The 12,169-nt window shown below is 73.7% G+C and carries 9 protein-coding genes; 1 reads left to right on the top strand and 8 read right to left on the bottom strand.

Going from position 1 to position 12,169, the window contains the following annotated elements; genetic code table 11:
• The first annotated feature begins 1 nt into the window (after position 1).
• Positions 2–2,947 (top strand): tetratricopeptide repeat protein, encoded by a 2,946-nt coding sequence (locus ACFOGJ_RS12480; RefSeq protein ID WP_379900800.1) that lies wholly within the window; start codon positions 2–4, stop codon positions 2,945–2,947.
• Here the strand turns inward: ACFOGJ_RS12480 and ACFOGJ_RS12485 are convergent.
• The 8 genes from ACFOGJ_RS12485 to ACFOGJ_RS12520 form a co-directional block, all read right to left on the bottom strand.
• Positions 2,872–4,242: a bifunctional folylpolyglutamate synthase/dihydrofolate synthase gene (locus tag ACFOGJ_RS12485; protein ID WP_379900802.1), complete on the bottom strand. Its 1,371-nt coding sequence runs from the start codon at positions 4,240–4,242 to the stop codon at positions 2,872–2,874. The genes ACFOGJ_RS12480 and ACFOGJ_RS12485 overlap by 76 nt on opposite strands.
• Positions 4,239–5,444, bottom strand: coding sequence for an acetyl-CoA carboxylase, carboxyltransferase subunit beta (gene accD, locus ACFOGJ_RS12490; RefSeq protein WP_379900804.1), 1,206 nt, complete (start codon positions 5,442–5,444; stop codon positions 4,239–4,241). The genes ACFOGJ_RS12485 and accD overlap by 4 nt, the downstream gene beginning before the upstream one ends.
• On the bottom strand, positions 5,441–6,301 hold the full coding sequence (trpA, locus tag ACFOGJ_RS12495; protein ID WP_379900806.1) for a tryptophan synthase subunit alpha: 861 nt from the start codon (positions 6,299–6,301) through the stop codon (positions 5,441–5,443). Before trpA ends, accD begins: the two co-directional genes overlap by 4 nt.
• On the bottom strand, positions 6,298–7,548 hold the full coding sequence (gene trpB / locus ACFOGJ_RS12500) for a tryptophan synthase subunit beta (protein WP_379900808.1): 1,251 nt from the start codon (positions 7,546–7,548) through the stop codon (positions 6,298–6,300). Before trpB ends, trpA begins: the two co-directional genes overlap by 4 nt.
• 124 nt (positions 7,549–7,672) lie before the next feature.
• Positions 7,673–8,317 (bottom strand): phosphoribosylanthranilate isomerase, encoded by a 645-nt coding sequence (locus tag ACFOGJ_RS12505; protein WP_379900810.1) that lies wholly within the window; start codon positions 8,315–8,317, stop codon positions 7,673–7,675.
• Positions 8,314–9,015, bottom strand: a complete 702-nt coding sequence (pyrF, locus tag ACFOGJ_RS12510; protein ID WP_379900812.1) for an orotidine-5'-phosphate decarboxylase — start codon at positions 9,013–9,015, stop codon at positions 8,314–8,316. The genes ACFOGJ_RS12505 and pyrF overlap by 4 nt, the downstream gene beginning before the upstream one ends.
• Positions 9,016–9,091: 76 nt before the next feature.
• The gene (locus ACFOGJ_RS12515) at positions 9,092–10,414 is read right to left on the bottom strand and encodes an HlyD family type I secretion periplasmic adaptor subunit (RefSeq protein ID WP_379900814.1); all 1,323 of its coding nucleotides are present in this window, start codon (positions 10,412–10,414) and stop codon (positions 9,092–9,094) included.
• Positions 10,411–12,165, bottom strand: a complete 1,755-nt coding sequence (locus tag ACFOGJ_RS12520; protein WP_379900816.1) for an ATP-binding cassette domain-containing protein — start codon at positions 12,163–12,165, stop codon at positions 10,411–10,413. Before ACFOGJ_RS12520 ends, ACFOGJ_RS12515 begins: the two co-directional genes overlap by 4 nt.
• Positions 12,166–12,169 lie beyond the last annotated feature (4 nt).

The following is a 12,169-nucleotide window of genomic DNA, read 5'->3' on the forward strand; positions in this document are numbered from 1 at the left end:
GATGGCAGCGCCAGCCAGCAGGGTCGGGACGGTCAACGTCACGGTTCTGGCCTGTCTCCTGGCTGGCGGTCTGGGCCTGACAGCCGGCGCCCGCGCCCAGGACCCGCCCGAACGGTCGGTCGCCGCGAAAACCTGCCTGGATGCCGATCTTTCCCGCGCCGCACGGCTGTCTGCCTGCGACCGCGCGATCTCCGACGCACCCGCCCCCGATACCAGCGCCGTCGCCCTGTACATGGAGCGGGCCGCCCTGCACCTGTCGGAGCAGGACGTGGCCGCCGCGCTGACGGACTATGACCGGGTGATCGCGGCCCTGCCCGGTTTCGCCCAGGCCTACAACAACCGCGCCCTTGCTCTCGGCATGACCGGCCGCGACCGTGACGCCCTGGCCGATCTGGACCGCGCGGTGGAGCTGGCGCCACGCAATGCCGACTACCTGTTCAATCGCGGCCAGGTACTGCGCCGGCTGGGCGAGCCGGAGCGGGCGATCGCCGATTTCGATGCCGCCCTGGACCTCGCCCCTGACGATGCGTCGATCATGCTGCAGCGGGGCAATGCGCGGCGCGATGCCGGGGCGCTGGACGCGGCCCTCGCCGATTATGCGCGGGCGGAGCAGGCCGGCGCGGATGCGGCACGCATCGCCTACAACCGCGGCCTCGCCTTGGCCCTGACCGGCGCCTATGACGCCGCCTGGCGTTCGCTGACCGCGGCCCTGGAACTGCGGCCGGACCATCCCCGCGCGGCCTACAATCGCGGCATCGTGGAAAGCTATCGCGGCAATCATGCGGAGGCGGTGACCGACCTGACCCGGCACCTGCGCATCCGGCCGGGCAGCGTCGATGCCCTCTATGCCCGCGGCCTGGCCCAGGCCGCGCTGGGCCGCGACGAGGCGGCGGAAGAGGATTTCGACACCGTCATCGCGATCCGCCCGGAGCGGACCGAGGCCTTCTTCCAGCGCGGCCTGGCCCGCCTGCGCCAGGACAAGGCGGATGCCGCCATCGTCGATTTCTACACTGTCCTGCAGCGTCAGCCCGACGATCCGGAAGCCTATCTGCATCGCGGCCTGGCACAGGCCTCCCGCGGGGCACATGAACTGGCGATCGCCGACTACAGCGCGGCCCTGGAACGCCGGCCGGAGATGCACCGCGCGCTGTCCGCACGCGGCGACAGCCTGGCGGCCCGCGGCGAATGGCCGAAGGCGCTGGCCGACTACCGCAAGGCGGTGGCGCTGTCGCCGGCGAACCTGGCGACGGTGCGCCGGCTTGCCCTGGCCGAACTGGAGACCGGCGACCCGCAGCGTGCGCTGGCCCTGCTGCAGCCGGCACTGGCGGACGCGCCCGACAATCCGGACCTGCAGCTGACCCGCGCCACGGCGCGCCTGCGCACTGGCGATGTCGAGGGCGCGCTGGCCGATGCCGAGGCGGTGCTGGCGGCACGCCCGCTGAACCTTCAGGCCCTGCGCCTGCGGGGCGCCGCGCGCAAGCTGCTGGGCGAGCCGGCGGCGGCGGTCGAGGACCTGACCGCCGTCCTCGAGCGCCTGCCCGACGACAGCGATTCCCGCCAGCAGCGAGCCCGCGCCCTGGTGGAGCTGGGCCGCCACGGCGCCGCGGTCGCGGATTATGACAGGCTGCTGAGCGGCCGGCCGGGCGACGCAGAGCTCTACAATGCCCGCGGCCTGGCCCTGGCCGCGGCCGGCGAGCATGCCCGCGCGATCGCGGATTTCGATCAGGCGCTGCAGCTGGATCCCAGCCATGCCGGCGCCTTCAACAACCGGGCCCTGTCGCACTTGCGCACCGGCCAGCTGGACCTGGCGCTGGCCGACTATGACCGCGCGCTCGGGATCGCGCCGGAGGAAACCGGCATCCGCCGCAACCGGGCCCTGGCGCTGGCGGCCCGCGGCGACTACGAGGCCGCCATCGCCGACCTCGACCAGGTAGTTGCCGCCAACCCCGACAACGCCCAGGCCTATCTGAGCCGGGGCGCGATCGCCGCCCGGCTGAACCGGCGGGACGCGGCGATGCGCGACCTCGATCGCGCCATCGCCCTGGCTCCGGACGATGCCCGCGGCTTTGCGGAGCGCGGCCGGCTGCACCTGGCACGGGGCAATGTCGCCGCCGCCCTGTCGGACTTCGACGCCGCCCTGGCCCGAGCCCCGGGCGATGTCGCATTGCGCACCGAGCGGGCGGCCCTGCGCCTTGCCGACCGCGATGCGGCAGGCGCGATCGACGATTACTCGGCGCTGGTCGACGCCGCCCCGACCGATGCCGGCGCGCTGAAACGCCGGGCGCTGGCCCATGCCATGCTCGGGGCCTACGGCGCCGCGGCCCGGGATGCCGGCCGCGCCCTGGACCTCGACCCGATCGACCGCGAGACGCTGATCCAGCGGGCGATCTACCTGTCTGCGCAGGGCGATCACGAGGCGGCGATCGCGGCCCTGGACCGGGCGGTGGCGCTGGACCCGGACGACCCGGTGGCCCTGCTGCGCCGCGGCCAGGCGAAGTTCCTGGCCGGCCGCATGGATCCCGCCGCCACCGACCTGTACCGCGCGCACGAGAAGGCGCCGGAGATCCCGGAAGCGGCGATCTGGCACTATCTGGCCACGGCGCGGGCGGGGCGCTCCGACGGCCGGGTGCTGCTGCAGCGGATCGATGCGCCGGCGGACAGCTGGCAGGCCCCGATCGTCGAGATGCTGCTGGGCCGGCGCACGCCGGGCAGCCTCTACGAGGCCGACGGCCCCACGCCGCCGTCGCCCAACCGGTGGGCCTGCGACCGGGCGTTCTTCGTCGGCCAGCATTTCCTCGCCGAAGGCCAGCCTGACGATGCGCGGCCCTACCTGCAGGATGCGGAAGCCGCCTGCGGCCGGGAGAGCCTGCCCTACCTGGCGGCCGCCGCCGACCTGGAACGGATCGGCACGACCACCGATTCCGCCAGCACCGCGCCGACCAGGTAGAGCGAACCGCAGATCACCACCCTGGCGTCCGGTGTGGTGGCGGCAAGCCGCGTCAGCGCCCCGGCCACCCCGTCGACCGGCTGCGCCGCGGCAAAGCCCTGGGTCAGGGCCGTCCCGGCCAGGTCCTGCGGCGGCCAGCAGCTTTCGCCCGGGATCGGCACGGCCAGAAGGCCGGCGGCCCGGGCGGCAAGCGGCGCCAGATAGGCACCGGCATCCTTGTTCGGCTTCATCCCGACGACCAGCCAGAGCGGCCTGTCGTCGGCCGGCAGTGCCGCCAGCGCCTCCGCCAGCACGACACCGGCTGCCGGATTGTGGCCGCCGTCCAGCCAGACCTCTGCCGCCGGCAGGGCCGGGCAGTCCACCCGCTGCATGCGGCCGGGCCAGACCGCCGCGGCGAGCCCCGCGGCGATCGCCGCGGGCGCGAAACGGGGCAGGTCGCGCGGCACCGCCACCGGGTCGCGCCCGGTATTGTCCAGCCGTCGCGGCCCGCGGCCGAAGGCACGGGCGGCCGCGACGGCGACACCGGCATTGACCGCCTGGTGCGGCCCGGTCAGCGCGGGGAGCGGCAGGGCCAGGCGCGTGCCGTCCACCAGGTCCCGCCAGACCAGACCGTCCGCCTGCCGCGCCACATCCCAGTCGCGCCCGCCGCATTCCGCCTGGATGCCCAGCGCATCCGCCCGGGCGTCGATCACCGTCTGCACTTCCGGCACCTGCGGCGCGCAGACCGCGGCGGCGCCGGGCTTCAGGATCGCCGCCTTCTCCGCCGCGATCCCGGCCAGGTCGCTGCCCAGGAAGTCCTGATGGTCGAGGGAGATCGAGGTCAGCACGGTGACCGTCGGGTCCGGCACGACATTGGTCGCGTCCAGCCGGCCGCCCAGGCCGGTCTCCAGGATCAGCAGGTCGGCCGGCACCTCCGAAAAGGCCAGGAAGGCGGAAGCGGTGGTGGCCTCGAAGAAGGTGATCGGCGCGCCGTCATTGGCCGCTTCCGTCCGCTGCAGCACATCCAGCAGGGCCGCATCGTCGATCGGGGTGCCACGCAGCACGATGCGCTCGTTGAAGCGGACGAGGTGCGGCGAGACATAGGCATGGGCCGCCAGGCCCTGTGCCGCCGCCATCGCGGACAGATTGGCCAGGACCGAGCCCTTGCCGTTGGTGCCGGCGATGTGGATCACGGGCGGCAGCGCCAGATGCGGACGGCCCAGGGCGTCCAGCAGGCGCTCCATGCGCCCCAGCGACAGGTCGATCAGCTTCGGGTGCAGCCGGGTGAAGGCCGCGAGCATCCGGTCGATGCTCACCCCTTGCGGTCTTCCTTCCCGGCGGCCCGGCCGCCATTGGCCTTCGGCGCCTCGCCGCCTTCCGGCGGCCCGCCTTCGGCCGGCCCGTCCTTCGGCGCCGCCTTCTTGGCCCCCGCTGCGGCATCTGCACCGGCCGGCGCCGCGCCGCCCTCTGCCGGCAGCGCCGGGATGTCGAGTTCCGCATCGGCGGGCTGCTTGCGCTCCCCGGCCAGCCCGACCACGGTCATGGCCTCGTCGGCCTCGACCGTCTGCAGGCCGGCCTTCTCCTTCTTGCCCGGTCCGGCGGCCGCCTTGCCTTTCGGCGCGGGCGCCTTGCCGGCCTTTGCCGGTGCGGCTGCATCCTCCGCCGGCCGCTCCGGCTGGCACAGATGGTCGAGCAGCAGCGCCAGCCGCTCCTTCAGGGCGTGGCGATGCACAACCATGTCGACCATGCCGTGGTCCAGCAGGAACTCCGCGCGCTGGAAGCCTTCCGGCAGGTCCTCGCGGATGGTCTGCTGGATCACCCGTGCGCCGGCAAAGCCGATCAGGGCGCCGGGCTCGGCGATGTTCACATCGCCCAGCATCGCGAAAGAGGCGGTGACCCCGCCGGTCGTCGGGTCGGTCAGGACCACCAGATAGGGCAGGCCCGCCTCCCGCACCTGCTGCACGGCCAGCACCGTGCGCGGCATCTGGATCAGCGACAGGATGCTTTCCTGCATGCGGGCGCCGCCCGCCGCCGGAAACACGATCAGCGGCGCGCGGATCGCCACCGCCCGGTCGGCTGCGGTCAGCAGGGCCTGGCCGACGGCCCGGCCCATGGAGCCGGCCATGAAGGCGAAGTTCTGCACCGCCACGATGCAGGTGCGGCCGCCGATCCGGCCCTCCGCCACCACCATCGCCTCCGGCTCGCCGGTATTGTTCCGGGCGTCGCGGATCCGGTCGACATAGCGGCGGGTATCGCGCCACCGCAGGGGATCCTCGGAGAAGGCCGGCAGGTCAAGCTTCCGCCAGCCGCCGTCGTCGAACAGCCCCGCGAACCGCTGCTGCGGTGCCAGCCGCAGATGGTGGCCGCAATTGCCGCAGACGTACTGCTGCTCCTCCAGGTCGTTGTTGTAGAGCAGCGCACCGCAGGAGGTGCATTTCTGCCAGAGATTCTCCGTCGATTCCCGCTTGATCCCCAGGGAGCGGATCTTCGGCAGGACGCTGCGTGTCCACCAGCTCATTCCGCTGCACCCTGCGCCGCTGCGCCCTCGGCCCGTGCGGAGCGCACCGCGCCCGCCAGCTCCCGCACCTTGTCGAGGACCGGGGCGACCGGGTCGCTGCCGGCCTCGAGTGCCTGGCGCACGGCGTCGACCAGCGCGGAGCCCACCACCGCGGCATCGGCGGCCCGGGCCACCGCGGCGGCCTGCGCCGGCTCGCGGATGCCGAAGCCGACCGCGATCGGCAGCTCGGTATGCTGCCGCAGGCGCCGCACGGCGGCCGCCACGGCGCCGTGGTCCGGCGCCCGCGTGCCGGTGATGCCGGCGATCGAGACATAGTAGAGGAAGCCGCTGGTGCGCTGCAGGATCGCCGGCAGCCGCGCCTCGTCGGTGGTCGGCGTGGCCAGGCGGATCGGGTCGATGCCCGCTTCGAAGGCCGGGATGTTGATCATCGCGTCCTCTTCCGTGGGGGTGTCGACGATGATCAGCCCGTCCACCCCGGCCGCGCTGGCATCCCGGACGAAGGCCGGCACGCCATAGCTGAACACGGGATTGGCATAGCCCATCAGGACGATCGGCGTGTCGCCGTCGCCCTCCCGGAAGCGGGCGACCATCTCCAGGGTGCGCTTCAGGCTGGCGCCGGCGGCCAGGGCCCGCAGGTTGGCCGCCTGCACCGCCGGCCCGTCGGCCATCGGATCGGTGAAGGGCATGCCCAGCTCGATGATGTCGGCGCCGGCGCCGGGCAGGCCGCGCAGGATTTCCGCTGAGCGGTCGAGATCGGGATCGCCGGCCGTGACATAGGCGACGAAGCCGGCACGGCCCTCCGCCTTCAGGGCGGCAAAGCGGCGGGCGATCCGGCGGCTGTCGGGAGCGGCGCTCACAGCGCCACCCCCAGGCGCTCCGCCACCGCGAACACGTCCTTGTCGCCGCGGCCGCACATGTTCATCACGATGATCTTCTCGCGGTCCCAGTTCGGCGCCTCGCGCAGCACATGGGCCAGGGCATGGGCCGGCTCCAGGGCCGGGATGATGCCTTCCAGCCGGCTGCAGACCTGGAAGGCGTCCAGGGCCTCCTGGTCGGTGGCCGAGACATACTTCACCCGGCCGATATCGTGCAGCCAGGAATGCTCCGGACCGATCCCGGGATAGTCCAGGCCGGCGGAGATCGAATGCGCCTCCTCGATCTGGCCGTCCTCGTCCTGCAGCAGGTAGGTGATATTGCCGTGCAGGATGCCCGGCCGCCCAGCGGTCAGGGAGGCGGCATGGCGCCCGGTCTCGATCCCCTCGCCCGCCGCCTCGACGGCATGCATCGCGACGGATTCGTCATCCAGGAAGGGATGGAACAGCCCCAGCGCATTCGAGCCGCCGCCGATGCAGGCCACCAGCAGGTCCGGCAGACGGCCCTCGCGCTCCTGCAGCTGGGCCTTCGCCTCCTGCCCGATGATCGACTGGAAGTCGCGCACCAGCTCCGGATAGGGATGCGGCCCGGCGGCAGTGCCGATGATGTAGAAGGTGTCCTCGACATTGGCGACCCAGTCGCGCAACGCCTCGTTCATCGCGTCCTTCAGGGTCTGCGAGCCGGAGGTGACGCCCCGCACCTCTGCACCCAGCAGCCGCATCCGGAACACGTTGGGCTTCTGCCGTTCGATATCCGTGGCGCCCATATAGACCGTGCAGGGCAGGCCGAAGCGTGCCGCCACCGTGGCCGCCGCCACCCCGTGCTGGCCGGCGCCGGTCTCGGCGATGATGCGGGTCTTGCCCATCCGCTTCGCCAGCAGGATCTGGCCCAGGCAGTTGTTGATCTTGTGCGAGCCGGTGTGGTTCAGCTCGTCGCGCTTGAAGAAGATCCGCGGGCCGCGGCCCGGCCCGGCCTGCTCCCGGATATGGTCGGTCAGCCGCTCCGCATAATAGAGCGGGCTGGGCCGGCCGACATAGTCGCGCTGGAAGGCCTCGATCTCCGCCGCGAAGGCGGGGTCGGCCTTTGCCGCCCGGTAGGCCGTCTCCAGCTCCAGGATCAGCGGCATCAGGGTTTCTGCCACGAAACGGCCGCCATAATCGCCGAAGCGGCCGCGTTCGTCCGGTCCCCCGCGAAAGGTGTTCAGGCCTGTGGATGCACTCTGTGCTGTCATGTCCGCCATGCGTTTCGCTTGCCGATGCGGGGTGTATCTCGCATCTCCGGGGCCGAAAGGCAACGGTCCGCCCCTGCCCCCGCCCCTTCCCGGGGCCCGGCCGGTCCGGCCGCGGCGGCCATGCTCAAAGCGCGGCGCAGGCGTCCAGAAAGGCGGCGATCCGGGCTGGATCCTTCACCCCGGGGCTGCGCTCGACGCCTGAGGAGACATCAACCCCGGCCGCGCCGCTGGCTGCGACGGCCGAAGCGACATTTTCCGCCGTCAGGCCGCCGGACAGCAGCCAGGGGCGCCCGAACCGCCGCCCTGCCAGCAGCGGCCAGTCGAACGGTTCCCCGTTACCGCCGGGCAACGCGCCGTCGCGGCTGGGCGGCCAAGCGTCGAACAGCAGATGGTCCACCACCGGCTCGTAGACGGCCGCGCCGTCCAGGTCGGCGGCGTCCTTCACCTTCACCGCCTTCATCACCCTGCGCCCGGTCCGCGCGGCGATCGCTGCCGCCCGTTCCGGGCTTTCCCGGCCGTGCAGCTGCAGGATCTCCACCGGTGTCCGGGCGACCAGCTCGTCCAGCAGCGCATCGTCGGGATCGACCAGGACGGCGACCCGGTCGACCCCGGCCGGCACCCGCGCCATCAGCGCCGCCGCCTTCCCCGCCGGCAGGGAGCGCGGGCTGGGGGGGAAGAAGACGAAGCCGACCATGCCGGCGCCGCCGGCCAGCGCCGCATCCAGCGATGCCGCATCCTTCAGGCCGCAGATCTTCGCCGTCACCTTCATGCGGCCGCGCCGACCTCCGCCAGGATCGCCCGGGCGGTGGCTTCCGGATCCGCGGCCTGGGTGATCGGCCGGCCGATGACCAGGTCGTCGGCGCCGGCGGCGATCGCCCGCGCCGGCGTCATCACCCGCTTCTGGTCGTCCGCAGGGCTGTCCGACAGCCTTATGCCCGGCACCACCAGCCGCGCCCTGGGCGCGGCGGAGCGCAGCTCCGCCACCTCGTGCGGGGCGCAGACGATGCCGCCGCAGCCCGACGCCAGGGCCAGGTCGGCGAGCCGCCGCACCTGCGGCCCGACCTCGCCCACCACGCCGATCTGCAGCAGGTCGCCGGCATCGAGGGAGGTCAGCACCGTCACCGCCAGGATCGTGGCGTCGCCGGGGGATTCGGCAGCGGCGGAGGCGGCCGCCTCCAGCATCGCGCCGCCGCCCGCGGCATGCACCGTCATCACCCGCGGCCGCATCGACCGGCAGGCCGCCCGCACCGCCTGCGCCACGGTGTTGGGGATGTCGTGGTACTTCATGTCCAGGAACAGCGGCACATCGTCGGGGCAGAGCTTCCGCACCGCTGCCGGGCCGTGGGCCGAAAGGAAGGCCGAGCCCAGCTTCACGCCGCAGCCCGCCCGCGCCAGGGCGCCCGCCAGCCGCTCGCCCTCTTCCAGGTCGAGGGTGTCGATGGCGCCATAAATGATGTGCTCGCTCATGGGCGCGGTTATAGCACCCCGTCGCAGGCGAGAAAGGCCCGGCACCGAAAAATCCCGGGCCCGGCCGGACGCCCCCTCAGCCCTCCGTCATGCCGCGCCGCAGGGCGGACCGGAACGGGTCCAGCAGGTAGTCCAGCATGGTGCGCGGCCGGGTGATGATGGCCGCTTCCACCGGCATGCCGGCGCGCAGTTCGGCCTCCGGCCCCAGCGCGGCGGCGGCATCGCCGATGTCGATCTGCACCGTATAGAAGGCGGCGCCGCTCTCCGGGTCGGTCGACCGGTCGGCGCCGACCTCCGTCACCCGGCCGGTCAGCCGGTGCTGCGCCCGCTGCGAGAAGGCGAGCATCTGAAGCTCCGCCTCGGCACCGCCGCGGATCTCGTCGATGTCGGTGGTGGCCACCCGGGCGCGGGCCACCAGGGCCTCGTTCTCCGGCACCACCTGCATCAGGGCATCGCCCGGCGCCACGGTGCCGCCGACGGTATGCACCTGCCGGTCCAGCACATGGCCGGCCACCGGCGCCCGCACCACCAGCCGCTCCATTGCGTCGCTGCGGGCCGCCAGCCGGTGCGCGGTACGGCCCAGGTCGCGCAGCGCCTGCAGCAGGTCGCGTTGCACCGCCTCGGTCCATTCCTGCTCCAGCCGGTCGCGCTCGGCCTCGATCTCCTCGCCTTCCACCCGGGCCTGGGCGATCTGCGCCTCCGCACCGTCCCGTTCCGCCATCAGGTCCAGCACCGTGCGCTCGATCTCCCAGCCGCGCTGCTTCGGCGCGACGCTGCGCTTCACCAGGGCGCGCACGCTGTCGGCCTCCTTCTCCAGGCTGGCGATCTGGCGGTCCAGATAGTCGCGCTGCCGCTCGCTGCCGGCGATCCGGGCGGAAACCGCGTCGACGCGGGCCCGCAGCACCGCCCGCTGGCTGTCGCGCACCGCCCGCCGGCGGTCCAGCGCGGCCAGCTCCGCCGCCCAGAACTGGTCCGCCACCGGGTCGCTGCCGGCGGCGGGAAAGCCCGCCGGCCGCGCCGGTGCGGGGGCATCGTCGCGTGCCGCCTGCAGATGGGCGATGCGGGCGTGCAGGGCCAGACTGTCCTCCTGCAGTTCGCGGTACTCCGCCTCGATATCCGGCGCCCGCAGGGTGACCAGCGGCGCGCCGGCCTCCACCCGGTCGCCGTCGGCAACATGCAGGACCGCCACGATGCCGCCCTCGCGATGCTGCACCGTCCGGCGCTGGCCTGCCGGCGCAAGCTCGCCGCTCGCCACCACCGCGCCGGTCAGCGGCACGCTGGCCAGCAGGCCGACCAGGCCGGCCGCCGCCACCGCCACCGCCAGACCCAGCCGCGCCGCGCGCCGGCGCAGGCCATGCTCCAGCCCCGCCAGGGGCGCCTCTCCGTCCCGTCCGCTCATTCCGCCGCAATCCTCGTCGCCGCCACCTCCGGTGGCGCCAGCTTCGCCCGGCCCGGCTTTGCGGGAACAGCCTTCGGCACGCCTGCCGCCGGCCCCCGGTCCGCGATCCGGCTGGCGCCCCGCATCTCGATCTGCGCGCGGTCGCGCAGCAGCCGGATCTCCGCGCTGGCCTCCAGCGGCACCGAAGCCGGGTCGGCCGCGGCGAACACCAGCACATGGCTGCCCGCCTGCGGCCGCAGCAGCGCCGCCACCCTTGCGGCGGTGCCGGGATCCAGCGCCGCGCAGGGCTCGTCCACAATCAGCAGCACCGGCTGCGCGGCCACCGCACGCACCAGCCCGGCCAGCCGGGCGATGCCGTCCGGCAGGGGGCCGCCCTGGCTGTCGATCTCCGTCTCCCAGCCCTGCGGCAGGCAGCGCACATACTCGGCCAGGCCGATCTGCTGCGCCGCCGCCTCCGCCAGGCCGCGGGCCTCGACATCCTCGCCCGCCAGCGACCAGAGCAGCGGTCCGGGCAGGAACTGCGGCCGCTGGGGTGCGAAGGCGATGCCGCCCGCCGGCAGGCGCGCGGCGGCCTCCGCGGTCAGGCCGCCCAGGCGCACGGCGCCGCCATCGGGCTTCTGCAGGCCGGCCAGGATCCGGCAGACCGCGCTCTTGCCGGATCCGACCGGCCCGCCGACATGGACGATCGCCCCCATCGGCAGGCTGGCATGCAGGCGCAGGGTCCGCCCGCGGGCGGCGAGCGGGTCGCGCAGCACCGCATTGTCCAGGGTCAGGGCGGCAAAGCGGTCCATCGGCGGCAGCGCCGCCGCAGCAGTGCCGGCGGCCTCCGTATCCAGCGACCGGATCTCCGGCTGCCGCAGGCGGCGGACCTCCGGTGCCGCGGCCCGCAGGGTCAGGGCCGCGCGCAGGCCCTGCTCGGTCAGCGACAGGCAGCGCCCCATCAGGATGGTGGCGGCGATGATCGCCCCGGCCGTGACCTGGTCCTGGATCGTCAGCCAGGCAGCGAGGCCGAGGCTGCCGCTCTGCGCCAGCATGCGCACCATGGTGGCACCGCCGCGCAGCGACTGGCCGAGCGCCAGGCGCCCGGTTCCGCCCTCGACCTCCTCCGCCCGCAGGCGGCCATAGCGGGCCAGGGCACGGACCGCCATCGCCCCCTGGCCGGCAAGCGCGGGCATCGCCTGCAGGGCGGACAGCAGGCCCTCCGACCCACGGCCTTCCAGCCGGCCGCTGCCGGTTCGCCCCTCCAGAACGATCAGGCCGGCCAGCAGGACGACGGTGCAGAGGGCCAGCAGGGCCAGCAGCGGGTGAATCGCCCAGAGCGCAATCAGGAACACCAGTAGCCAGGGCGCATCGGCCAGCCGGGTCAGGGTGGTCGGCGCAAGGGCTGCCCGCACCGCCGGCCATCCCGCCGCCGCTGTACCGTCCGGGGCGCCGCCGGCCCCGCCCTGCCGCAGGCGTGCCGCCCCCAGCAGGCTCTCGCAGAGATGGCCCAGCCGCGCCGCCTGCCCGCCGCGCAGGGCATCGAGCAGGGCATAGGCCGCCAGCGCCGCCGCCAGGATCAGGCTGAGCAGCAGCAGGGTCTCGCCATGGCCGGTGCGCAGCACACGGTCGAAGACCTGCATCGAGTAGATCGGTGCCGCCAGCGCCAGCAGGTTGATGCCGGCGCTGACCAGCAGCAGGGCGGCCAGCGGCATCGCCAGCCGGGCCCTGCTGCCGGTCGCACCGGCTGCGCGGGGTTGGTCGGGCACCATGGAA

Origin of the sequence: Marinibaculum pumilum (genome assembly GCF_042646425.1) — a bacterium.
In the GTDB taxonomy this organism is placed as follows: Bacteria; Pseudomonadota; Alphaproteobacteria; order Ferrovibrionales; family Ferrovibrionaceae; genus Marinibaculum; species Marinibaculum pumilum.